22 protein-coding genes are annotated in these 24,557 nt (G+C 42.3%); 6 read left to right on the top strand and 16 right to left on the bottom strand.

All coding sequences use genetic code 11. The annotated features are described in order from the left end of the window. Positions 1 to 10: 10 nt before the first annotated feature. The 5 genes from AB3N61_RS14165 to AB3N61_RS14185 all read right to left on the bottom strand — a co-directional run bounded on the left by AB3N61_RS14165 (position 11) and on the right by AB3N61_RS14185 (position 4,417). The gene (locus AB3N61_RS14165) at positions 11 to 466 is read right to left on the bottom strand and encodes a PTS sugar transporter subunit IIA (RefSeq protein WP_020770519.1); all 456 of its coding nucleotides are present in this window, start codon (positions 464 to 466) and stop codon (positions 11 to 13) included. Continuing rightward, positions 441 to 1,349, bottom strand: a complete 909-nt coding sequence (locus AB3N61_RS14170) for a hypothetical protein (protein ID WP_367897893.1) — start codon at positions 1,347 to 1,349, stop codon at positions 441 to 443. Before AB3N61_RS14170 ends, AB3N61_RS14165 begins: the two co-directional genes overlap by 26 nt. Beyond that, complete coding sequence (locus AB3N61_RS14175) at positions 1,339 to 2,490, bottom strand: 4Fe-4S dicluster domain-containing protein (protein WP_367897894.1); 1,152 nt, start codon at positions 2,488 to 2,490, stop codon at positions 1,339 to 1,341. Before AB3N61_RS14175 ends, AB3N61_RS14170 begins: the two co-directional genes overlap by 11 nt. An 8-nt stretch (positions 2,491 to 2,498) precedes the next feature. Beyond that, positions 2,499 to 2,780 carry a hypothetical protein gene (locus tag AB3N61_RS14180; protein WP_010414765.1) on the bottom strand — a complete coding sequence of 94 codons (282 nt, stop codon included), beginning with the start codon at positions 2,778 to 2,780 and terminating at the stop codon, positions 2,499 to 2,501. Between the two features lie 92 nt (positions 2,781 to 2,872). Beyond that, a complete protein-coding gene (locus AB3N61_RS14185) occupies positions 2,873 to 4,417 on the bottom strand; it encodes a cellulose synthase family protein (protein WP_257588058.1) in 1,545 nt (514 codons plus the stop codon). A gap of 545 nt (positions 4,418 to 4,962) precedes the next feature. Between AB3N61_RS14185 and AB3N61_RS14190 the strand changes: the two genes are divergently transcribed. Then, positions 4,963 to 5,694, top strand: coding sequence for a motility protein A (locus AB3N61_RS14190; RefSeq protein WP_036090091.1), 732 nt, complete (start codon positions 4,963 to 4,965; stop codon positions 5,692 to 5,694). A gap of 166 nt (positions 5,695 to 5,860) precedes the next feature. Here AB3N61_RS14190 and AB3N61_RS14195 read toward each other — a convergent pair whose 3' ends face one another. From AB3N61_RS14195 to AB3N61_RS14205, 3 genes are all read right to left on the bottom strand, one after another. After that, entirely contained in the window at positions 5,861 to 7,492 is a 1,632-nt protein-coding gene (locus AB3N61_RS14195) for a hypothetical protein (protein WP_367897895.1), read from the bottom strand. A 6-nt stretch (positions 7,493 to 7,498) separates the two neighbouring features. Continuing rightward, positions 7,499 to 8,980 carry a potassium/proton antiporter gene (locus AB3N61_RS14200; RefSeq protein ID WP_036090158.1) on the bottom strand — a complete coding sequence of 494 codons (1,482 nt, stop codon included), beginning with the start codon at positions 8,978 to 8,980 and terminating at the stop codon, positions 7,499 to 7,501. A 179-nt stretch (positions 8,981 to 9,159) separates the two neighbouring features. Continuing rightward, complete coding sequence (locus AB3N61_RS14205; RefSeq protein ID WP_020770523.1) at positions 9,160 to 9,498, bottom strand: DUF1292 domain-containing protein; 339 nt, start codon at positions 9,496 to 9,498, stop codon at positions 9,160 to 9,162. A gap of 186 nt (positions 9,499 to 9,684) precedes the next feature. On the opposite strand from AB3N61_RS14205, the gene AB3N61_RS14210 reads away from it, so the two are divergent. Next, positions 9,685 to 12,171: an ATP-binding protein gene (locus AB3N61_RS14210; protein ID WP_367897896.1), complete on the top strand. Its 2,487-nt coding sequence runs from the start codon at positions 9,685 to 9,687 to the stop codon at positions 12,169 to 12,171. A 232-nt stretch (positions 12,172 to 12,403) separates the two neighbouring features. Here the strand turns inward: AB3N61_RS14210 and AB3N61_RS14215 are convergent, their stop codons facing one another. From AB3N61_RS14215 to AB3N61_RS14230, 4 genes are read right to left on the bottom strand one after another with little or no spacing between them, the layout of a single operon-like run. After that, entirely contained in the window at positions 12,404 to 12,694 is a 291-nt protein-coding gene (locus tag AB3N61_RS14215; protein WP_008594056.1) for an HNH endonuclease, read from the bottom strand. Further along, a complete protein-coding gene (locus tag AB3N61_RS14220) occupies positions 12,691 to 13,683 on the bottom strand; it encodes a type I phosphomannose isomerase catalytic subunit (protein ID WP_367897897.1) in 993 nt (330 codons plus the stop codon). The genes AB3N61_RS14215 and AB3N61_RS14220 overlap by 4 nt, the downstream gene beginning before the upstream one ends. A 6-nt stretch (positions 13,684 to 13,689) precedes the next feature. Continuing rightward, on the bottom strand, positions 13,690 to 14,358 hold the full coding sequence (locus AB3N61_RS14225) for a J domain-containing protein (protein ID WP_020770352.1): 669 nt from the start codon (positions 14,356 to 14,358) through the stop codon (positions 13,690 to 13,692). Positions 14,359 to 14,385: 27 nt separating this feature from the next. After that, positions 14,386 to 15,078, bottom strand: coding sequence for an LIC_12936 family protein (locus tag AB3N61_RS14230; RefSeq protein WP_367897898.1), 693 nt, complete (start codon positions 15,076 to 15,078; stop codon positions 14,386 to 14,388). A gap of 118 nt (positions 15,079 to 15,196) precedes the next feature. Between AB3N61_RS14230 and AB3N61_RS14235 the strand changes: the two genes are divergently transcribed. Further along, a complete protein-coding gene (locus AB3N61_RS14235; RefSeq protein WP_008595407.1) occupies positions 15,197 to 15,529 on the top strand; it encodes an STAS domain-containing protein in 333 nt (110 codons plus the stop codon). A 3-nt stretch (positions 15,530 to 15,532) separates the two neighbouring features. On the opposite strand, the gene AB3N61_RS14240 is transcribed toward AB3N61_RS14235, so the two are convergent. Beyond that, positions 15,533 to 16,156 (bottom strand): LIC10729 family protein, encoded by a 624-nt coding sequence (locus tag AB3N61_RS14240; RefSeq protein WP_020770434.1) that lies wholly within the window; start codon positions 16,154 to 16,156, stop codon positions 15,533 to 15,535. A gap of 35 nt (positions 16,157 to 16,191) precedes the next feature. Here AB3N61_RS14240 and AB3N61_RS14245 point away from each other — a divergent pair, with 35 nt between their 5' ends. Further along, on the top strand, positions 16,192 to 17,124 hold the full coding sequence (locus AB3N61_RS14245) for a bifunctional riboflavin kinase/FAD synthetase (RefSeq protein WP_020770533.1): 933 nt from the start codon (positions 16,192 to 16,194) through the stop codon (positions 17,122 to 17,124). A gap of 53 nt (positions 17,125 to 17,177) precedes the next feature. Here AB3N61_RS14245 and AB3N61_RS14250 read toward each other — a convergent pair whose 3' ends face one another. Next, positions 17,178 to 17,735 (bottom strand): hypothetical protein, encoded by a 558-nt coding sequence (locus AB3N61_RS14250; protein ID WP_020770481.1) that lies wholly within the window; start codon positions 17,733 to 17,735, stop codon positions 17,178 to 17,180. Positions 17,736 to 17,956: 221 nt separating this feature from the next. On the opposite strand from AB3N61_RS14250, the gene AB3N61_RS14255 reads away from it, so the two are divergent. Beyond that, on the top strand, positions 17,957 to 19,702 hold the full coding sequence (locus AB3N61_RS14255) for a SpoIIE family protein phosphatase (protein WP_020770293.1): 1,746 nt from the start codon (positions 17,957 to 17,959) through the stop codon (positions 19,700 to 19,702). After that, the gene (locus AB3N61_RS14260) at positions 19,699 to 21,489 is read left to right on the top strand and encodes a SpoIIE family protein phosphatase (RefSeq protein ID WP_020770302.1); all 1,791 of its coding nucleotides are present in this window, start codon (positions 19,699 to 19,701) and stop codon (positions 21,487 to 21,489) included. The genes AB3N61_RS14255 and AB3N61_RS14260 overlap by 4 nt, the downstream gene beginning before the upstream one ends. Here the strand turns inward: AB3N61_RS14260 and AB3N61_RS14265 are convergent. Both AB3N61_RS14265 and fliD read right to left on the bottom strand, forming a co-directional pair. Continuing rightward, positions 21,486 to 22,454 carry a hypothetical protein gene (locus tag AB3N61_RS14265; RefSeq protein ID WP_020770471.1) on the bottom strand — a complete coding sequence of 323 codons (969 nt, stop codon included), beginning with the start codon at positions 22,452 to 22,454 and terminating at the stop codon, positions 21,486 to 21,488. The genes AB3N61_RS14260 and AB3N61_RS14265 overlap by 4 nt on opposite strands. Before the next feature lie 30 nt (positions 22,455 to 22,484). Beyond that, positions 22,485 to 24,428 carry a flagellar filament capping protein FliD gene (gene fliD, locus AB3N61_RS14270; protein ID WP_367897899.1) on the bottom strand — a complete coding sequence of 648 codons (1,944 nt, stop codon included), beginning with the start codon at positions 24,426 to 24,428 and terminating at the stop codon, positions 22,485 to 22,487. Positions 24,429 to 24,557 lie beyond the last annotated feature (129 nt).

A 24,557-nucleotide genomic window follows, 5' to 3' on the forward strand; every position in this document is an offset into this window, starting at 1 on the left:
TTCCACCCTCTCAAGCAGAGAAAGCTTTTCGGATCTCTTCGAAATTTCTGGAAAGGATCAGTTTTTCGCGATCCTCTTTTACATTGAGGGTTTTTGCGATCTGCGCCAGGGTTTTGATATGTTCTTGGAATTTAGATTTGGGAACGATCAGAAGGATAAAGATATGAACGGGAAGATGGTCGATTGCATCGAAATCGATACCCTTTCGTGAAAGGCCCATCACACATTTGAGCTCATCTACCAGATTGACCGAACAATGCGGGATCGCAACCCCGCTTCCAATACCCGTAGACATGGATTTTTCTCTCGCCATAAGAGATTCGTACACAAGGTCCCTGTCGTCTCTAGCAATAAGTGTCGAGTCGACGGCCTTCTGGAGAAGTTGATTGATCACTTCTTCCTTAGAGGAACCTTCTATTTCAAAAATTACAGTCTCTGGCTTAAGTAAAGCGAGGAGCTGGTTCATTCTTCTCTGTCCTATCTCCTAGGAAAATACGAATCAGGATGGATTCAATGAAAAAAAACGATGAGACCCACAGGAATGTAGGAACCAAGGCAGGCGGAAGGAAAAAAATTGCCAACCCCAAAGGTGCCAAACTCAAAAAAGAAAGAGGCAAAAGTGAGCCTGTATTTCTTCCCGGTAAATTTAGAAGTAAAATGAAGGAAAAGGTTCCAAGCCATACCGGTCCGGAAACTGTTTCCCAACCTGGGATCTTAGATAAATGGAACCAAACGGAAAGTAAGACCGCAAATCCCAAGGGTAATAATAGAGCCAAACTACTTCTTAATAGTAAAGGTACTGCCAGAAGTATCCCGAATCCACCGCAAGCTTCCAAGGGAGAATATCTAAAACCAGACAAGGTACCTTCCATAAAAAACCCGGGAGTATATATATCAGGGTAAGAAATTCCTCTAAACACGGAAGAAGATTCGGAAGCCCAGCTGTCTACCCCTGGCAAAAGATAGAATATTAGAAAAAGCAAAAATTGTACTAATGCCAAAGGGAAGCGGATCTTAAATTTCTGTTCCAGGATCCACCAAAGACCCAATCCAATCCCGAGAGCAAGAACCGCATGTAAAGCGTATCTTGGATCTCTGGGAAGAAGAAGAGCAAAACTCAACGTATGATTTACCCAATATAACGGGTAGGACTTCCCACCTGTGAGAAGAAAGTAGGCAGCCGCTCCGAATACAAGTCCGAAACCCGCAGGAACGATCGGATAATAAGATCCGCCGGAACCTAAAACCAAAAGGCCCATCGCTAAAAATGCGAAAAGAATATCGGGTAGAAGAAGGTCCTTTCTTCTGAAAAAACCGTTTTGAGTGGAGAGAATGTAACTAAAAGCCATGATTCGCCTCCTTCCAAGTCCTGATACGGGTCCTTAAAGAAATGGTAGAAGGACAAAGAAATGTGCAGATCCCGCACTCCATACAAAGAGAAGAATTAAAATTGCCGAAACTGGAAACCAGGGCCATTGGATTTGCCTGGGTAGGGCAATTATAAGAGCATTCTCCGCATTCTACACATGGGAATTCCCTTCTCCCCGAATCATGTTTTGTCAAAAACACTAAGGAATAATTCTGTCTAATATCCCAATAGAATCCTTTTTTGATATCTCTGACCGGATTTTTTTCGTAAAAGGAATTTAGAGTGAAGTTGGAATACTTGGGGCCGTATTCTTCGAATAAAAATTTCAGGCTCTGTCCGTTCCGGATACGAACGGTAGAATCCGCTTTTCTAAGCCCTCCGTTCTTCCCTAAAAAATAAAGAGCGATCTCTCTTTCTATAAAAGGAAAATCGGCGAATAATGCTCTATAAAGATTATATAATGTTTCCGGACCTAAATATAAAATTTCCTTAATTTTAGAAAAAGGCAATTTTTCGGTTTGGGATACGAAATACTCCGGAATTCCCCAAGGGTATGCGTAATTTTTAACGGGAGATTTTAGAGCGACAATATAATCCCTGATCTGAGCTTCCGGAAAAATGGATCTTAAAACTTCTAAGAAACGAGTATGACATTCTGCGTTCCTTCTTAACTCGGGAAGATAGTCCACGTCTTGAGTTCTAGTAAACGGAGCTAAGATAATAAGTTTAGTGGTTTGTCTGGATTTAAAATAGGATAAAAGAGAATGTTCCGGAAAGTCCAGACTGACTAAGCCCAATCTGTCCATCGGCTCCAGTGTTTCTTCTTTTTTTAGAACTTTTGGGATCCAAGGTTTGGAACCAATAAAGTTTCCATCTTGTACGATACGGATCTTGGAACCTTCTTCGCTATGTTCTAAAGACGCGATCCCGTTTACAGGAGAGAGAACTGAACCTGAAGATTGTTTGTAGAGAGGATCTCCTACACTTACCCGGACTGGAAAATCCTTAAGTAATAAGGCGTCTTTGTCCGGGAAGAGGGTGTAGGGTTCGTCCAGGACCGTTTTGCGATTTCCCGTTTCTTTTACGGTCCTGGGTTGGAGGAGGAACGGTTTGGAGAACAATGCCCTTTTTAGTTAGGCGACTTCACCATGTAGATTTCGTCTTTAATGGGAAGTTCTTTCTTTAAATTTTTGATATAAGGAAGGATTTCTCCCATCGGCTCGTAGAATTCGCAATCAGTCTGCATACGGCGAGCCACAGTGAAGTATTTGTATAACTTCTCTTCGCCGGAACGTTTGGACCATTTTTTCTTGGTACATTTGACCCGGAGGATGTATTTGTCCGCCTCGGATTCATACTGTCTGACGGTTACACAATGCAGGCAGTTGGCGCAATAGACTTTCTCACTCATCGGTTATCCTGTTTCCTGGGGTATTTGACAGATTTAGGCGAGGGCACAGGGAGTCAACCCGTTTCCTCGCCTTTTGTACGGCGGAAGCTGTGTCAGGCTTCCTGAGGGATCTCTTCCTGAGTTGCGTTTCTTGCCTCTTTGTATTTCCAAGTGAATTCTTGGAAAGACTTAAAGGCAACAAAGAAGAAACCGATCCCGTAGATCAATAGGAAGCCCACGATATAAGGACGTCCCACTAAGAAAGATAGCACAACGGAAAACACACAATAACAACCCAATAAGAACTCAAGAACCACATGGAAATCGAGCGGAACGGTATATTTCAGCCTATCTTTCAAGGCGTCTGTGTTCTTTTCGATCCTCAATTTAGGAGTTCTTTTGAAGGAAGATTGGATTCCCAAAACAGCCTCGAGCCAAGCTCTGGTGTTTACGATCGCGATCCCTGTTCCGATCATGATCAGGATCGGAAGATATACCATTCTCTTTTTCCAATCTTTGTATAATGTCTTTTGTGAATATGCGTAGAAGAATAAGGGCCCGACGGAACCGATAGAAAGTATTGCGGCAGATCCGGACAATACCTCTAAAGGAAGATCGTAAAAACTGAAACCTGACCAGTATTCCATCAATAATAACGGAGCGCTGAATAAAATGTTCACGATCATGAGCGGGTGAACGGAATAATTGATCAAATGGGTCACCGCTTCAGCCTTGATTTTCCAAGGTAGGTCCGCTTTCCAGATACGAGGAAGAAGTTTTACGGCAGTCTGGATGGAGCCCTTGCACCAACGGAACTGTTGGGACTTGTATGCGGACATCATTGCAGGAATTTCTGCAGGACAAACCACATCTTTGAAATAACGGAACTTCCAACCTCTCAATTCTGCGCGATAGGAAAGATCGAAGTCTTCGGTAAGGGTATCATGTTCCCAACCGCCGGCATCTTCGATCGTTTTCTTTCTCCAAGTACCTGCAGTACCGTTGAAGTTCATCCAAAGTTTGGAACCGTTTCTCGCTACTTGCTCGATCATAAAGTGACCGTCGATACCGAAACTTTGGGCTTTGGTTAGAATATTATAATCTGCGTTGATATGTCCCCAACGGGCTTGCACAACTCCGATCTGCGGATCTTCGAAGTAAGCCATGGTTTTTAAGAGGAAATCAGGATCCGGCATGAAATCCGCATCGAAAATAGCGATAAAATCGCCTTTAGAAACTTTCATTCCTTCGTCTAAGGCTCCAGCCTTGTGACCAACACGATTCGTCCTGTGAAGGTGATGAATATCGAAACCTTGAGCCTTGTATTTTGCCACCAAGGCAGCGGCTTTTTGGATGGTCTCATCAGTGGAATCATCCAGAACTTGGATCTCTAATTTATCTTTAGGATATTTTAATGCAATAGTCGAGTCGATCAGACGATCTACTACGTAAAACTCGTTAAAAATTGGAAGTTGGACGGTGACTATCGGAAGACTCGGATCGTCCAAAGAAAGGTTTCTGCTCGGATCTGTATCACAATTGGCATTGTACTTTCTGTACAAATACACCATGATATACGTATGAATTCCAAAGAAAAATAATCCTAGAATATCCAGGGCGTAAATTCCCAAAAACAGAACAGTGACAACAGTGAGCATTTGGGACAAAAATTTTAGAAATACGCAAAAAGTCAATGGATTTTGCAGCGCAACATTCGGAGCGAACTTTTTCGTACCGAAATTAAATCTCTTTTCCGACGGAAAAAATGGTCAGGAACCTCTAAGGTCGGAACTTTGAAATCCGATATTCTAGATCGGATGGACCTTTAGCCTCCCTGGCTAGAGTCAATCCACTGCGAATTTTCACTTTCTTGTAGAGGGGATGGACGAAACCGTCCCTTATTTTTTGCCTCCCCTTTTTTCTATGGTTTCGCACGGAGAACACAGAGCTCACTGAGTTTATAGGCTTACAAATCCAAAATCTTCTCCTCTTTGCGACTTTGGCGTGAGAAACAAAATTCCGTAGATTTGGGATCACGCAAAGGCGCTAAGATCGCTCAGGAATTTTCCCCCGCCAGGGATCGACGCGGGCGTCGCGAAGCGACCGAAGCGGAGAGCCCGGTCGCCGAAGGCGAGGCGGCCAAACTTCCCAACTTATCGCGAAAAGACTTGTCTCTTGGACATAATCTGCCTAATTTGCTCCCATGCGTTCGGCCATCTTAGGTTTAACTGCCGCATTTGCCTCGGTTTTATTAGCAATCTTACTGGAAGAAGCGCATTTTCTTTCCTTTCTCAAACTATCCGCACTTGTATTGATCATCGGAGGAACTGCCGGCGCAACATTCGCAAGTTATTCCCCGGAAGAATTTGCAAACCTGATCATTCACTTGAGAGAATCTCTTTTTCCAAAAAGAGATTTTTCTCTTTCCGATGTATTTTTGGACTTTGCGGAGAAGGCTCGCAAGAACGGATTACTATCTTTGGAAGATCAACTCGCAGCAGTGCCCGACGCATTCTTAAGAAAAGGGATCCAACTCATCGTAGACGGAACTGACCCAAGAGCGGTGGAAGAAATTTTATTCGAAGCAGCGGAAGGCCAGGAGAATAAGGAAACCCGCTCCGCTAAAATTTTAGAAACTGCCGGAGGATTTTCTCCTACGATCGGGATCATCGGAACCGTAATGGGACTTGTAAGCGTATTGGAAAATTTAGGAGCCGGAACAAGGGCTCTCGGAGAAGGGATCGCTACCGCATTCATCGCAACTTTCTACGGAATCGCATTTGCAAACTTAGTGTATTTTCCATTGGCAAATCGTCTTAGGACCTGGGCATTTTCCAGAGATAGAAGAAGACAAGCAATCATCCGAGGAATTATTTCTCTACAAACGGGAGACAACAGAAGGATCCTTGTGGAGAGAATGGCGCCGTTTTTGTAGGAATTCCTACGGACAAGAGGGCGCCCCCACCCTGAAGGCTTGGGTGGAGGAGGAGGGCCCGTGGGAGAACCCTTGCCCCCTATATCATAAAATTCTAATCTTTTCAATTAAATTTTCGAGGCATTAGCCTGTTGGAATTCCTACATACTAAAGTAATATTCCCTTATTAGATCGAATTAATCCCCGAATTCTTTTTACGATTCTCCTCTTCCCACATTTTATTTTCACGAACCTCATCTATGAGATAAACTTCCTTATATTTTCGAAAAGAACCAAACTGGAATTTCCAGAACAATTCCCATCTCCTGGAATCGAACAATTCCCCTCTTGTCAATATATTCAAAGAATCATAATATTCTTTCAGCTTAGGATCCTGGATCTTATTTTCGCCGGACTCGACGGACTCAAAATAACCGGAAGGTAAACGTCTGATCTTATGACCTACCCTTCCTTTTCCCTGAATCCGAGAAAGGAGAGGATCACCTAAAGCTACTATATCGATTATATATTTATCCGGCAGAAAAAATCCGAGTATACCTGTATTATATTTAATGAATACTTTTTGCTCGGTCGAAGGGAAAAAGGGCTTTTTATTCGCCAAACCGGGGAGTAAAGAATCCTTTTTATTATACCATGCGAGGCCTGTCCCGGGATAATACCAAAGTTTTTCGTCTGCAATCTCACCTTTACTTAAAATCCAAGGGTTTTGTTTCACCTGTTGCTTAACGGAATGCACCGGACTGGAGGATAGAAAAATATTATAAATAATTAAAACAGATCCCAGAATATAGATCTCTTTTTTATCCAGATTCTCCAGCCGCACTAATGCGATCCCTAAAAGAAAGATCACATAGGTAAAAAATCTCCCTGCCATAAAGTCTCCACCCACAAAGACGATATACGCCAAATAAGGTAAAGAGAAGCAGAGAGAAGTTACAATAGGACCGGAACCTTTCCGCGAAAATACTCGGACAATCGCCACAATCGGAAGAAATATAAATACGATAGGATCCCATTTTAATTCGAAAAAATAATATTGCAAACCCTGCAAAAGTATCTGGGCAAAGGAATCTTCCACATTTGTTTTGGAATAATATGTATTCGGCAAAAGTGAACCGTAATAGAAGGCGGAAAATAAGAACCAAAAAACCGCAGGCAAACTGCAAAGAACAATTTTAGAACTTAAAGAAATATTAATCTTCCCTTGTTTCCATTCCTGGACAAAAACGATGAAAAGCGGGATCATAAAAATTAAAATAAAATCGATCCTGGAAACCAGACCAAGGCAAGCAAGAAGGACCAGGCTTGGCAGTTTGGATCCCGACCCCTCTTCTTTTTTAAAATACAAATAGAAGAAGATAGCCTCTATCAGGTAGTTTAAGGAATTCTCCAACCCTGAATAGGAATAATCCACGAAAGATCTAGACGACAAAAGAAATCCAAAACCTAACCAAAACGAAACCGAAGAAACGGAGATCTTTTTTAAAAAATAAAATGCGAAAACTCCCCAAACAAATGAACTAAAAAATGACCAGAACACAATATTCTGATACAAATAATAAAAAGGAGAAAGTACAAGGATCAATAAGGGATTTGTAAACGCCTGTACACGTTCCGCGATATTCCAGCGTAATCCGAAACCGTTTGCCAAATGATCTAAAACTCGAAAGCTGATGAACGAATCATCGCTTAACCAAGCGTTTTGATACGAAATATAGGAGAAAATAAAAAAAATTAAGGCTAGTTCAAAGTAATTTGATCGAAAAATTTTCTTCCAATCAAAGCGATCCAATATCATACGAAGTCATACTTCCTTTTTATCCCCCATTCTGGAAAGGATTTCTCGGATCTTATCTTCCGCACCTTCCGGAGTTAACACCAGAAGAACGTCCCCATCTTCCATTTTGGTCTTACCAGTCGGAACCAAATGAGAATCTCCCCTATAGATCAAGGTGATCAAAGAATTTTCCGGGAAATCCAATTCGTAGACGAACTTGCCTACCGACGCCGAACCATAAGGAACGATATATTCCAAAAGTTGTGTATCACTTTTTTCCTTGTTCTCGAATTCGAATGGATAAGAAGCTCTTTGTTCCAAAGTCGCTTCTAGTCCTAACACTCGCACTGCAAACGGTATGGTAGATCCTTGCAGCAATAAAGACGTTAGAACCGTAAAGAAGACGATATGAAAGATCATCTCCGATTCGGGGAGTTGTTTTGCAAAAGGAAATGTCGCCAGGATAATCGGAGCAGCTCCCCTTAACCCCACCCAAGAAACCAAAAGTTTTTCTCTCCAGTCTACTTTAAATCCAGTTAGAGCCAAAAACACAGCGGCCGGTCTTGCCACCACAATTAGAAAAATTGAGAATGCGATTCCGAGAATTGCAACGGAAGGAATTTTAGAAGGAAAGACTAGAAGTCCTAAAGTTAAAAACATTACAATCTGCATCAACCATGCAATCCCGTCCATAAAACGAACATTACTCCGTTTATGAACGAAGGATCTGTTCCCGATAATGATTCCAGCGATATAAACCGCCAAAAACGGGTTTCCCCCGATCAGATCCGTAGCCGCATACACAAATAAAACGGAAGCAGAAAGTAATACCGGATACAACCCTTCGTAATCCAGTTTGATACGGTTCATTCCTCTATAGATCCAATATCCTAAAAGTAATCCTAGGATAATTCCCAAACTAAATTGTTGGAAGATGGTCCAAGCCAAACTGTCCCAAGTGGGAGAAGAAGTTCCTACAAAACCTAAAACGGAAGTTGTCAATAAGACCGCCAGCGGATCGTTACTACCTGACTCCAATTCTAAAAGAGAAGTAAGTCCTTTTCTCATACCGATATTACTGGTCCTTAGAACGTTGAATACCGCCGCCGCATCTGTAGAAGATACGATCGCCCCCAAAAGGAATCCGATAATCGGGTCGAAACCCATTACAAAAATTGCGAATAAGGCCACGAATAAACAAGTAAGAAGTACTCCCAAGGTTCCGAGAGAAATTCCTTTCCAGAGTACCGGTTTTACCTTGGTCCAATCGGTTTCTAAACCGCCCGAGAACAAGATGAATGCTAATGCAATGGAGCCAACTTTACGGGTAAGATCAGCGTCGTTAAACCAGATCATTAGAATGCCGTCTGAACCAGCCAACATTCCGATCGATAAGAAAATTAGTAGAGAGGGAATTCCGAATTTTGTGGAAACACGCAATAAGCCTATGCTCAATATGATGAGGCTCGAGAGAGCTAAAATTTGAAACTCGAAGTTAAGAGCGTTCAATTCCACTACGATAGATTATAATCCGTTGAAAATTATGCGATTTCTTTTTTTATAGTCCGCGCTAAAACTTAGATTATCGATTTAGTTCAATTTCCGAGCTTCAAGAATCTGAACCATTTAGGACAGGGTCTTATACGAAAAAACTATTTTCAAAACAAAAGTTAAGACCATTGGACCCATTAGACAACATCCGAGTTCAGTTCATACAATAAATCTTTCAACTCTCTGGGGTCGGTGACTTCTACCAATCTATCTTCTCCGAATTCGTCCGCTTCTATTTTCACGGCAAAGTATCCGAAACTTTCTTCTCCTTTTAAAAATCCCACATCCAAATTGATGAGATCTGTTTCTTCTTCCGTAGAAGGAACGAGTAAAAAATATTGGTGTTCGTCTAGTTCGACTACTTCTCCAACGATGAATGAATATGGATTTCCATCCTCATCCAACAAATGTAGCAATTCTTCTCCCAGCTCCTCATGGTCTGTGGATTCGGTTTCCTGATCGTAAGATTCCAACATAAAGATCGCTTCCTTATGTTAAAGATCGGCTCAAAAAAGGATCCGGCTTTGCCGTAAAAGGTGGACAAACTCGAAAATCCACCGTTTATAGGATGAAATTCCGTCAATCTTGGCGGAAATTTCAAATCTCCACTTGCAAAAATCTTAAAGATGCCGCATTTGGTGATACTCCGGCAACGAACAGATATGCATTCGAGTCGCGTAATTTTTCCGATTTTTATTTTCTGCCTTCTTCTCACCTGGAATTGCGGAAGGATAGATTATGATTTGGGAGAAATTCGGGAAGGTAAGCTGGATGCGTCCACCTGGGACCCGAGTAAAACCATCCTTTCTCTCAGTGGAGAATGGGAACTGGTTCCCGGAAAATTTTTGGCATCCGAACCGGAGCCGGGGCAAATCCAAGAGTCGGTATATGCGCCGATTCCTCAGATCTGGAACGAACTGACAAAAGACGGAAAACTATTATTTCCGAATGGTAAAGGTTTCGGAACCTATACTCTACGTCTGCAATTGCCCGAAAATTGTCCTGAACTGATGTTAAAAGTTCCCGATTTAGGAACATCTTACTCGATCTATGCGGATGGAAAACTTTTGGAAACCGTTGGCAAAGTGGGAAAGACTCCCGAAACTTCCGTGCCATTCCTCCAAACTTCTATCGTCATCCTTCCGAAAGACCTGAAAAAACTGGATTTTGAGATCTCCAATTTTGCCCATATCAATGGGGGTCTTTGGTTTACCCCCGAGATCGGGATACCTTCCCTCATATTAAGAAAATTGCATTATAGCCAGGCAATAGACATGGCAAGCTCTGCCGCGGTCTTGGTACTTGCGATCTATCAAATTATGGCTTTTCTAAGAACAAGAGAAGAAAAAAGCCAATTGTATTTTGCATTATTTTCATTAGCTTCCGTATTTCGGTTTTTCTTAACGGGGAATAGGCTTTTTAATTATGTATTTCCCGAAATTCCCTGGGAGATCAGCTATAGATTAGAATACCTAAGCACCTATATTTTATGTTCGGGGTTTTTGTCCTATTCTGCGACCGCGTTTAAACAGGATTTCCATCCCAAAACGGAAAGGATCTCCCTGATCATATTATTAATTTTCGCAATTCCCACGATAGTCCTGCCTGCGGAATATTATGCCAGATTACTTTTTCCTTTCCAATTTACGATTATCATCGGCGGAGCTTACACTCTATTGGGATGTGCAAGAGCGGTAATCCATGCAAGACCCGGCTCCAGATTTTTCCTGGTAGGGATCTCCTTTATCATCATCGCCGGTGCAAACGATATCCTGGCCTCGCACTATATATTAAATAACAATTATATACTTGCTCCGGCGATCTTTTTATTCATATTCTTCCATAGCCTAGGATTTTCATTCTCCTTCTCTCGGGTTCTAAGAACTTCTATGGAAGCGGAGAAGGGATTACAGATCGCAAACCAAAATCTAAACGAGTTAAAAACGGAATTAGAAAGCAAGGTGGAATCCAGGACGATCCAGCTCACCGCCGCCAAAGAAAAAGCGGAATGGGAAGCCAAATATAGATACGACTTTCTGGCCATCATGAGCCATGAGATCCGCACTCCTTTGAACGGGTTATTAGGAACTTCTAATCTTCTTTCGGAAACCTCCTTGACACAAGAGCAAAAGGAATATGCGGATATAATACAAGCATCGGGAGAAAACCTTCTCCACTTAGTGAACCAACTATTAGATCTTTCTAAAATAGAGAATCATCGTTTTGTCCTTGAGATCCTACCCTTCGATCCATTTGCAGTTTTACAAAGAGCGGCAAGAGTGGTAAAGGCCAGAGCGGAAGAAAAAAGGGTCTTGGTGGATATCTCTTATCCGGAACACCACCCTGGGATCTTCTTAGGAGATGAAGGAAGGATCCAACAAGTACTCTTAAATCTTTTGAGTAATGCGATCAAGTTTACCGGCTCCGGTGGAAAGGTCTGCCTTGGAGTTCGTTTTTATGGAGAAGACCTTTTCTCCCGTGTATTAGAATTCTGGGTAGAAGACGACGGAGTCGGAATCGCAGAAGACCAAGCCGCAGTATTATTCGAACCTTTCGTGCAAGCGGATTCTTCCGTTGCTAGAAAATTCGGGGGAAGCGGGTTAGGCCTAACCATCTCCAAAAAATTGGTGGAACTTATGGGGGGAAGTATTCGGATCACAAGTTCTCCGGGTAAAGGATCCAAATTCTCCTTTTTACTTCCCTTCCCTCAGGAAGAACCGGAAAAACAAGATTTGGAAGAAGAGGCAGCTCCGCCTATCGTTCTACCTCCGCTCAAAATTTTACTTGTAGAAGACCAAGAATTTTCTAGAAAAGTTGCATTTGATATTCTCACTAAATTAGGCATGAAGGTACATTCTTTAGGAATGGGAAAGGATGCGATCGCTCAATTGGAGAGAGAGACCTACGAGATCATACTCTTAGATATCGATCTTCCGGATATCAGCGGCGTAGAAGTTTCCAAGAAGATCAAGGAGACTTTCGCTCATCCTCCATATCTTGTGGCCTGGACAGCTCACGCTTTGCCCGGCTCGGAAGAGTTTTTCCAAAGCTCAGGATTCGATTCTTATCTCAAAAAACCTTCTCTCAAAAGGGATTGGATCCTATTCCTAGAAAGATATGTGCAGAGTAGACCCAAACCAGCAGGCTAATTCATTAAAAATGTACAATATACTCTCTGTTACTTTCGTATTATTTATCTTTTTTGGATCATCCAATTGTAATTCAGGAGGAAAACAGGACTGTAGCAGAGCCACTCCAAGTGATAAAAAAACCTCGGAGATACTTCAGGCCGCTTGTTTAACGAACCGCAACGATCAAAATGTTTGTAATCTTTACCTGTTGGAAGCGGTTTATCACGCGCATTGTTGGTAAAAAAGAATATCAAAACTCCTCGAAAGGAAGTTTGTTCTTCTTAGAATTATTGCAATCCTTACATGCAGGGACCAAGTTCGCTTTGATCGATTTTCCCCCTTTTGCCAAAGGGATCAGATGATCCATTGTAAGTTCGTCCGGAGGAAATTTTTTACCGCAATAATAACAGATTCCGTCCGCTTTCTTTTTTCTCCACCAAGGAGTTTTGCGTAGTTCTTTTGCGATCTGTCTTTGCTTTTTGATCTCGGATTCGCTTACCCAAAGAAGCGGCTCTTCCGAATATTCTCCAGGTCCGTTCATGGGGAAGTATATTGGATCCAATCCGAACCTGGACCGGACCAAGCCAGACGTAAAAAAGAAGATTTAGATTCGCAGATCACCCCTTCTTTAATCCCGGCAGCGGTGACTAAAACGGTATCTCCCGTTTTTAGATCCAGATCTTCTAGTTTACATTCTCCACTTAAGATCATCAAAATATGGAACACAGGCTCGGAAGAAAAAGGAGGAAGTGCAAACTTCTTACTAGAATCGATTTCTAAAATTTCCATCCGGAACTTATCGTTTGCAGTTAGGACAAAACGATTGAATTCGAAAGAATCGATTCGTTTCGGACTCAGCCTATCCTGAGGATCAGCGGAAGAAAAATCCAAAACATCCAACGCTTTTTTGAGATGTAACTCTCTAGGTCTCCCGTAATCGTACACTCTATAAGTTGAATCGGATGATTGTTGGACTTCCATAAGAAGGATGCCGCCGCCGATTGCGTGTATCCTGCCGGGATTCAGTAGAAAAGAATCCAATTCTTTCACTTCTACTTCGTTTAGAATTTCTTCGACTCGGTTTGATTGTACGTATTGTGAAAATTCTTCCTTACTGGTTTGTTTGGAAAATCCACAAACTAGTTTGGACCCCTTATCCGCTTGTAAAATCGTCCAAGCTTCTTTTTTACCTGCGCTTTCCGGATCAAACTTTTCCGCATACGCGTCGTCCGGATGGACTTGTACGGATAATTTTTCTTTAGCGTCTATGAGTTTGATCAATAATGGAAATCCTTGCCCTTTAAAAGGTTTTCCAAGAACCGACTCGTAATCGGATGTATACACTTCTCTGAACGTTTTTCCGGAACATTCTCCGTTTGTAATTTTGGAAAGGTCGGAACCGTAATCCGAAATCTCCCAGGACTCTCCTATATCTCCCGAAGGGATAACACGCCCCAATACGGTTTCTAATTTTCTACCACCCCAGACTTTTTCCTTATAGATGGGCTCGAATTTGAAAACCTTCTGCATATATGCCTATTTTTTTTGACCCTGGAAGAGTTCAATTTTAACTTTTAAGATCCGCTTCTTGAAATGAGTAAATACGTCGGGACGAAACCCGGATAGATCTAAGGTATAGATCCTACCAGGGACTAAACTCCCCGGCTCCGGGCTCCATTTTAGGTACCTGTAACTCTTATAACTTCCCTTTCCTCCGCAGGAAGCGCAGTTCAGGTCCGAACCTCTACATTCCGGACAGATAGATCTGACCACCAAAGGAATGGCTGCGAATATTCTGCCTAGTAGCTCTTCCGGTTTGAGACAGATCCGAATATCATAATAGATGCCGGTGTATTTTTTGCGATCCCTACTTCTCATACCGGCGCGAAGAAGTCCCCTTCTTGCAAATTCAACCGCTTGTGTAGCGAATACAATCCTGGAAGGTGGGATTAAATGAATTCCATTTTTTGCATGTTCTTGTTTCTTTCTGATTTTGAATTCTTGATCGAAACGAGAACGTTCTTCCGGTTTGGACAGTACCTGGTAGGATTCCAAAACTTTTAAGAAGACCGGTTCGGAACCCGTTAGTCTATTGTCCGGATGAAAAATTTTGGCGAGCTCTCTATATCTATGTTTGATAGATTCAGGACTGGCACCGTAATTCAGACCCAGAACCCGATAATGATCTGTCCAGGCCGAATTCATGGTAAAATTTTAGACTCTAAAAACGATTTAACGATTCGAATTATATTCCTGGAAGGAGCCGCCGCTTTCCAAACCGTCCAGCATGGTATCCACATCCTTTCTGTCTGCTCGGATCGTTCCTTCCACATATTTATCTATTGCTTGGACCACTTCCGCAAGATTGTCTCGATAAGAACGGACGAATTTGACTCTTTGGTTCGGGTTCCGAATATTTCCTAGATTATATACTTCTTCTTTTATTCCGGCATCCGTTTTTCTTTTTACAACCAAAACAATGCTAGTGATATCCGAGGCAACAACCTTCTCGTTTTTTAATTCACCGATCTCGTCATTGACCGGTCTGAGCTTAGTAACCAGGGATTTTCGGGTGATAAATCGGACTCCATCCAGTTTTAGAGAACCTTCTCCCCCTGAAACTTTTAGATAAAACTTTTTATCCACCAAATATCTATCACGGACCGGGAAATTGAAGTTTTCCATCGCAGGAACAAACTGGAAATACTCATTATCAATAATTTTTTTCCTTCTACTCAGGAAAGGGAGCATATCTTCTATTCTTTTATGAAAGTCCTTGATGTCTTTTGTTAGTCCTTCAATGTCCCTGACCTGTGTAGGCTCGTAAGGAAGAATTTTGATCTGACCGTCCTTCTCGAAGTCCTGAGAAAATATTTCCCAACTGAATAAGAAGATCAAAAGAAGTAAGATAGCAGGTTTCTTCATTCGTATGATTCCGGACGATTTCCTATATTTAATGTCGTCCATTCCGTCAAAAAGCCCGGATTTTTCCTAAAAATTCGTTGAATTCCGGCCGGATTCTACGAAAAGGGAAGGGACCAATATGGAAATCAGCATTAGAAAATCCAGCGAAACAAATATAATCAGCCTTTCCGGGAGCCTGGACATCTATACGTCCATAGATCTCAAAAACTTTTTCGAGCAGAACATTGATCGAAATAACAATAACGTTGTGATCAACCTGGAAAAGTTAAATTACATCGATTCCTCTGGGATCGGAATGCTGATTAAACAATTGAATTATGTCCAAGAATTGAGCGGAAAATTTTTCATCGCAAACATGAAACCTGCGATCGAAAAAGTTTTCAAAGTGGCGGGACTGACTTCTTACTTCCAAACTCTTTCAGAGTCCGAATTCACCAGCCAGTTTCCCTGATATTCAAGGGTATTCCGGGGCAGAGTAGGACAAAAACACGTCCCAAACTCCCCAAAACCTCCCCTTTTCTCCCGCGAGTGGCGTAAGATTCAAATTCAATCTGCCATCCCTCAACTCGGCTGGATCCACCGTAATGTAAACAGGAGGATTTCCAGAGTAGAGAGACTTGGAATATAAGTTTGTGTCCGGAAAACGGATCGTTCTTTTCAGAGTTCCATTTGCGGAAATTCTAAGCTCTCGATCCGGTAAAATTGCTGCGTTCTCCGTTTTAGAAAAGTGGGTTAGATCGAAATAAACGTAGATAATGTCTTTTTTATTCGGATCAGCAATCAATAGGATATCCAAGCCGGTCTCAGGGACCATTCTACATTGATTATCGAATAGTCGGCCTGTCCCTGCTCCGGGAGCCGGATCTTTTCTATCCGGAGCTAATTTCAGACCGTTATGATAGGCCCATATAGAAAGTTCGGGGAAGGTCTTATAATCTTCGGAAATATAGTTTTCTCCCCCCATCGGTTTCGAGAAATTCTCAAAATTTTTCGTTTTCCGATTTTCCTGACTGATCGGACCCTGTCCGGCAGCGGCAAGAATTAAGAATAAGAGTATTGCAATTCGGTGCCAGTCCATCTTTTTAGAATATCGACCGTCCTTTGGAGAGAAACTTGAAAATTCTTAGAAGTCTGGAGAACTTAAAAAGCAACCTAAAGACTTCCACAGTCGTAACTTTGGGGAATTTTGACGGGATCCATCTGGGCCACCAGGCTCTTTTAGAAAGAACCAAGGAAATTTCCCTGGAAAAAGGCCTCCCCTCTTGTGTGGTCACCTATCACCCCAATCCCGCTTTGGTCTTAGGAAAAGACAAGGATTTAGGCGGGATCACCACTCAGACGGATAAAGAAAATTTAATAGAATCTTACGGGATCGATTGGCTTGTAGTTGTCCCATTTACTCTGGAATTCGCCCAAATAGAAGCGGAAACGTTCCTAAAGGAGATACTGATCGATCAATTGGGGGCAAAATCCATCTTGATCGGATTCAATCATTGTTTCGGAAAAGGGAGAAGAGGAGATTACGATCTTCTCAAAAAATACTCCTCCGAGTACGGGTACGATTTGGAAAAATTGGAACCGGTATTTCTCGGCTCTACAAAACTATCTAGCTCTTATATTCGTTCCTTATTGAGGGAAGGTAAGGTAGAAGAAGCGGAAGAATGTCTTGGTCGAGAATTCTCCGTCGCAGGAAGGGTAGTCCAAGGCCATAAAAGAGGAAGGACCATAGGATTTCCTACCGCCAATGTGGAACCGTTCCCTGAGTTGATCCTGCCCGGAGTCGGAGTTTATGCAGGGAGAACCGAGATAGAAGGAAAAACCTATCCTTCTATGATCAATATAGGAAATAATCCTACGTTCGGTGATCAATCCGTCACATTAGAAAGTCATATATTCGATTTTTCGGACGATATCTATGGGAAGAAGGTAAACGTAATTTTTACCAAAAAGATCAGAGAAGAGATCAAATTCCCGGGTGTGGACGCTCTTGTTTTGCAATTGAAGAAGGACGAGACTCTTTCTAGAAAAATACTGCAAGAACGATAAAAGCAATATGGAGCTGGCTCCTAAAAGCCGGCGCAGTTATTCATTACGTTTTCTTAAAATTTAAATCCGCCAAACAAAGGGATTCCCTTCCTTCCCAAAAGAATCCCCTCCAGATCCTTAGGAGGAGTGTATCGCAGAATGTTTGTAAATAAATACGCCGGAATATGATCCGACCAGGTCGGCACAGATTGGAAGAATGGGTCCCAATGTAAAGAGTCCGATCCCTCTTCTTCTTCCCAAACGATCTCTCTGCCGGAAAATTCCTCGAACCAAGACTTTAAAGAATTAAGTAAATTCGATTTATTTAAAATACTGATCCCTTTTGGAAATTCCAGAAGATATTTTGGGGAATATTTTGTCTGACAGGACTCGTTGGAACACGTGATTTCCCTGATTTCCTCTAAAAACGCGGCCCAATCCCTAAGCCTCCCTCTGGACTTATTCCAAGGAGTTTTACCGGATACTCCGCACACCGGGCAAATACATACCGGGGTAAGAGTTACTCCTTTCAGGGAGAGTATAGGGGCCTCTTTAGGTAGATAAGATATTGATTCTTGGATCAAATAATCGGAACTAGGTTCCATCGTTCCTACCGGCTCCAGTCCACTCATTCGATTTTCCCCTTAGGCCGCGACAGAGCGTTAGTCGAGTCAACCCTATATACAATGTCGTCTAACGCAATCTATTTTCTTAATAAACAAAACCTAATTTTCTTGGATTTTGGACTTTCTAAAAACTGCTGTTTTCCTGCCTAAAAAAGGTCCGTCGACAAGTCATTCGGGATTGATTCCGAATTAGGACCCGGTTAGGATGCCTCGGAGCGTCCGGGCTTATGAATTATTACCTTTTTCTGCCAATAAGCGCTCTAATCATAAATACTCTTCTTATTTCTTACGTTTTCGCGAGAAGGTTCCGAAGTTCGGTCATTCGTGATTTTTTACGTTTCGTTTTGTTCTTAAATCTCTGGTTAATTTCTTACATTTTATATTGGAGCATGCTTCCTCCGGAATGGATGACTCCTATTTTTAAACTTTCTTGTTTTACCTGGATCCCGGTTGGCCTATTATTTTTGGAAACCGTATATGGATTTTTAAACATTCGTTCGACAATACTTTTACCATTCTTTCGTTTTTCCGTAGTGCTTACAATTTTTCTGACCGCTTCCACAGATTGGATCATCAAAGGTTCTATCTTGTACGATTGGGGGTACGAATTAGAGCCTGGGATTTTATTCGTTCCGTTCAGTTCGATTGCTGTCAGCGGCCCTGCAATCTGGGGGCTTTATCTTCTTTTAAAAGAAAGATTCAGGACAAAACAAAGAAAGATCAGACAACAATTAAATTACTGGATAATAGGAACTACGATCGCTTTAGGAATCAGCGCATACACGGAGTTATTTAACTTGGACGAACAGGGTAGATTTTTATTCGTTCCTTTGAGTCCTGCCGCAATCAGTATACAGGCATTCTTCATTTTTATTGCGATCACACGTTATGGCTTTTTAAATATCAGTTTGGAAAGGATCGCAGTAGAATTATTCCGTGATATCCATGATGGGATCATCCTTACAAAAGAGAATCATGAATTCTTTTTTGCAAATCAAGCTGCAATCGCGATCTTAGACGGTTCTCCTTCTAAGGAAGGTCTATTCAAACCGGAATGGCATTTTGCCGGTTATAGAGAAGAACAGGATCATATTCCCAGAGACTACCAATTGTTGAATAACTCGGTTATTCAATTCATAGAACTCACTGTCTCAGAGATCAAGATCACTGAGAATGAATCAGGGACTCTCTATCTATTACGGGACATCACTGAAAAAAAGGCGGCTCAAGAAAAGATCCATCAATTATATTCACAGATCGTAAACGACCTGGAGATCGCAAGGGTTACCCAGGCATCTATCATCACTCAGAAGTTTCCGGACAAGGGTTCTTATAGGATCCATTCCTTTTTCGAACCCATCGACAAAGTGGGAGGGGATATGTTGAGAGTGATAGAACATTCCGAAGAAAGAGTGGATATACTCTTTGCGGACGTTTCCGGTCATGGGATCGCTTCCGCCATGGTAGGCGGAATGCTTTCTATCGCATTCCAGATCGTATCGGATAAAAAACTTTCTCCTAAGGAAAGTTTGTCCGAGATCCACGAAATGCTCTCCAAGGTGGTATTACACCATCATATCTCTGCGGTCTATGCGAGTTTTTATCCGACTGAAAATAGAGTTAAATTCTCTTACGCGGGACATCATCCTATGCTTGTTTTCAGAGAGGGGAAAATTTACCCTCTGGAAGGAGAAGGTAGGATACTACTGGCAGTTAAGGAATTACACCTAAACGATTACCATTTTGATCTACAACCTTCCGATAGATTATTATTCTACTCAGACGGTTTATACGAAGTAAAAAACGATCTGGGAGAAATTTTCGGTTACGAAGAATTCTTGGACTGGATCCAAGGGATGGCGGATAGAGACACTCGCTCTCTTTTGGAAGCGGCCCACCGAAAAGCATTGGAATTCGGAAACGGAAAACATAACGACGATTTGGCGATGCTCGCTTTGGAAATACGACCATGAATCCGTACCTGATTCTTCCATTATTCGCATTATTCATCAATCTATGGTTGTTCACCTATGTTTTGGCCCTCAAAGGAAAACATAAGGTAGTTCATTTGTATCTATTATATTCCGGAGCATTAAGTTTTTGGATCATTTCCATCATATTATACTGGTCCTTCTTACCGTTTCATTGGATGACTTGGGTCTTTAAGATCAGTTCTATTTCCTGGTTATTAGTCGGGCCTTTATTCTTGGAGTTCGTATTCGCGTTCTTATCAAAAAATCCGAATATAGTTTTATACCTCTTGCGGGGACTGGCTCTCGCAATTTTCCCGATTACATTGACCACCGATTGGATCATAGCGGGTGTAGAAAGAAAATACTGGGGAGACATGCTCGTCCAAGGACCTCTGTACGTTTACGGCGTCAATCTGCTCATAGTTTCTCCTCCGGTATATGCGATCTTTCTATTGATTTTCGAATCCAGAAAAGAAGAGATCGGATTCAGAAAACAATGTTACCTTTTGGCATTCGGAACACTTTTATCTTCGGTACTCGGATTTTTGACCACCGTACTTCCGAGGATACTATCTAACGGAGATCTACATTATCCTCCATTGAGCGGAAGCGTAAGCGTGATCCAATCCGCCTGCATATTCATAGCGATCGCAAAGTACGGATTTTTAGAGATCCGATTGGAAAAGATCGCCCTTCAATTGTATTCAAAACTAAGAGAAGGAGTGATCCTTTTATCCGCTTCCGATGACCTATTGTATTGGAACGAAAGTGCAAAAGAAATGTTAGGTTTTCCTAAAATAGCAGCCAATCCGGAAAGACTGGATCTTGGAAAATTTTTAGAAGGATTTACGAGAAGGCCCTTTTCTAGAATGGACTTCAAAAGAAAATTTTCGGAAAAAGATCGGACCTACTCCGAAGAAGAGATGTTACCCTCCTCCGATTCGGTATATTTAGAAGTCTCTAAATCGGAGATCCCCATCTCAGGAAGAGACCTAGGAAGAGTGTATGTCCTTAGAGACATCACGGAAAAAAAAGAAGCTTCGGAAAGGATCAACATGCTCTATTCCAGAGTGATCCGGGATCTGGACATAGCAAGAGAAGTGCAAAATACGATCACTACTCGGGACTTCCCCACTTCCGATAAATTCAAGATATTCTCCTATTTTCGTCCTTACGATCGTGTAGGTGGAGACGTTCTGAATTGTTCCGAAAGTGTAGACGGAAGCCTTGAGATCCTATTCGCAGATGTTTCAGGACATGGGATCTCATCCGCAATGGTGGCAGCAATGGCTTCCATCTCCTTTAACGTATTTTCCAGAAAAGGAAGTAAACCTAAAGAAGGGTTACTATTCACAAACGATCTACTTTCCTCCGTTGTAACACAACATTTTATCTCTGCGGTTTTCCTTAGATATAATCCAAATACAAGAATATTAGAATATAGTTATGCAGGTCATCATGCAGGACTTCTTCTCAGAGACGGGGAAACTTTGGACCTAAAAGGTAAAGGAGGGGTCTTACTTGCGGTAGGTACTCCCATTTTGGAGGATTTTCAGGTACAACTCCGTCCCGGGGACAGGGTACTATTGTATTCCGACGGTTTATTCGAAGTCAGGGGCTCGAAAGGGATTCCGATGGGAAATTCGACGCTTGTGGAGGCGGTAAAAAAACTTTCATACCAGGATTCCGACAGTCTGATCCGCTCCTTAGTATCCTATTCGGAATCCTTCGGAGACGGGATCATGACGGACGATCTAACCTTATTCTGTTTGGAAATTACCGGTTAAACTGCTAGCGAATCCGCTTGCTCTTTTACCTTTTCCAAAAAGGGAAGGAATTCGTCTAAAACGGCAGGGATCTCATACTCGATAATATCTCCCGCACGAATTATATCTTTTTCTTCCAAAGCAAGTGCAACGGATGCCAATGTATCGTTTAAGTCGTTTGTCTTTTCTTCAAAACTTCTTTCCGCAATCTGGATCTTGGAGAAGTCCATACCGGGAAGTTTTTGTCTCAAAGTTATAAACGAAGTCAGAAGAACATTGATTTGAGAAACGGATTGTGTTAGAAGATGAGTCGCTACTTCGTCTTTTCCAGCTTGATAACTTTCGTTTACTTTTACGAAACTTTCTTTTAATGCAGGAACAGCCTTGATGAAAGTATCTAAAATTTCCCTCAGAGTAGGAAGTTCCAGATCCAAAACGGAAGCTCTAGCGACCAGATCCATTACGAATAATTTTAGATCTCTTAGGTATTCCAAAAATTCCTCGATAGCGGTAGTTCCGTCGAGCTTGGAAGAATTATGGCTCAACGCATCCAGTATCTCTCTTACCGTGGATCCGGTACCCATTGGCTTGATCTGATCGTATTTTAGTTTTAAAAGTTTACCTGCCGATTCCAAGAGACTGCGGATCCATTCAATCCCGTCTCCTAGCTCCTTGGATTCTTTTTCGGTCAGGGAATCCCTGCCGAGTAAAGTGGTTCCCACCTTATCCACATAGGAATCCAATTCATGGAGAGAGCTGATCAGAATATCCAATTCTTCTCCTACAAAAAATTCCATTTTGGAAACATTTGAAATGGAAGAATCACGCATTGTGTTCTGGGTAAATTCCTCCCCGTCCACAACGCAGGATAATAAAAATTTACCGTTAGTTTCAACCCAACGACGTACAGCGTCGAAAACCTCTCCAAGGTTCTTTTCATTTTCGATGACGCTTTCCAATTTTTGCTCGTTTACGAATATTTCCACGGTGATTCCTCCGTTTATATTATAATTCCTTTATTTATCGTCTCCGCCTTGTCCCCTACTGAGATTATTGTTCAGATAGGATCCTACGGCCTTGTTCCTTCCCACACCCTGCTCCATATACAGGAATTTCTCTTTGAGTTTTTTCTCGTAACTCATCAGGTGAGACTCGAAGTTTTTGATCTTCTTATTATTATCGGAGACCTGTTCTTCCAATAACTTGATCTTGCTTGTTACCAGTCCGCCCGCAAACTGCGTATAAGGTTTCAAATGTTCCACCAGGTTCACGCCAACTCCCGTGTCCATCCTGGCGTCGGAATTGGTGTCTTGGGCGAATAAATGGCGGACTGCATCCGGATTCTCCGCAAGTTTTGCGGCTAATTTCGCTTCGTCTAGAGTTAGAAGACCTTCTTGGATATCGGCCCATTTACTTCCCACTTCTCCAGTCGAAATTCCAACATCGGAAAGAGTCCTGATCTCCGAATTCGGATAAGCGGGAAAAGAAGAAGTGGTAACGGTTTTCATACCCGCAACCAAACGAATGACGGAATTTTCTCCGGCCAAAATGCCGGTTTTCGTTTTTCCTTCCCAGAAAGATCTGGTAATATCCGGATCTTCCAGTTTAGAATCGCTGATCCCGCCTTCCCTATTAACAGCGGTGGCATCCTTGGAGTATTTTAGAACATTATTATATGCTTCTATAAATTCCTTGATCATACGGATACCTTTTGCGGAATCCACTTTGATATCGACGCTCGCCGGACCACCTTCGCTCTTTTTATTCAAATTCAGAAGAACTCCGTCCAAAACATCGGTTAGACCCTCGTTTTTAGGTCGAGTGATCTCAATTCCGTCTACCGTAAAAACCGCATCCTTTGCTTCTACGATGGTCTTTGCGGGTTTAGCACCGTTGAACTCCGCGGGAAGAACGAATCTGAAATTCGAGAATTCCTTCTCCTTTCCGGTTTGGTTGATTACGATTACCTTATGGATCTTTTTGCCGTCCATATTGGACTTAAAAGTAATACGAACCTTCCCTTCCTTATGATAAGCCTGTTCTAAGAATACTTTATCTTGTTCGTCCTGATCGTAGATCACACCTAAGGAAATCGTTTCCCCTTCCTCCAAAGGTTCGGAAAGAGTAGCCTCGATCCTTGCGCCCTTCTTTCCTTCTTTCGCATCTATATGGAATTGGAAAGCTTGTTTAGAGCTTAATTTGATCTTAGAAGGTTCTTTTTTCTCCGGGTCCGCAGGGATAAAAGTAGGTTTTGCATTCGCAATCATACCGTACTTATCCGGTTGGAATGGATTTGTTTGGCTCGCTTCCCATGGAAGATAAAAAGACTGAGGAGGATCCTGAGGAAGCATTCCTCCCACAAGAGTAGCCGCTTTAAGTACCCCGTTCGGATCGTCGAACTTCAATTGATTATCCTTGCCGGATTGAGAAGCGGCTAACGTTAAAACCGTTTTATCCTGATCCACTTTTACAAGCGTAGGCTGAACGATCCCCGCAGCCGCGGTTCGTACGGTAAGATATAGATCTCGAATAGTCCCGCCTTGGAACTCAATCTCCTTCTCTATCTCTCCGGAAAGGATCTTAAATGTCCCGGCAGGGATCTTTCTCTCCGAATCGATAGGATCGCCCGAGATCTGATGAAATGTAGCAAGCTCTTTCACTTCTATCTTACGTTTACCGCTGCTTGCAGAACGCGCAGCATCACCGGTGATCACACCTTCCGGATCGGAAACGATAGACTTCGTCGCAAAGGGCGCCGTAAAAGAAATAATTTCTCTCGTTTTATTTTGGAGGTCAGTAGTAAGAGTTTTAAGATCGGACCACGCCTTAACCTGGGCCTGATTGAAACCGTTTTGTTTTTCCAAACGGCGAATCGGCTTTGCTTCTAGCTCTACCAGTTTTTTTACGATTTGGTTCGTATCCTGGCCGGAACTCAATCCCGGAATAGAGAATGCGGGCATAGTCCCCTCCTTCTAATTCCATCGACCGATTTCCCAAAAGTATAAGCATTTCAAGATAAGAAAGACGGATTTTTTGGACTTCCGACGGAAATGAGTCGAGACATAAGGGCCGCCTCCTCACTTCGTTCG

Source organism: Leptospira sp. WS58.C1 (genome assembly GCF_040833995.1).
GTDB lineage: Bacteria > Spirochaetota > Leptospiria > Leptospirales > Leptospiraceae > Leptospira_B > Leptospira_B cinconiae.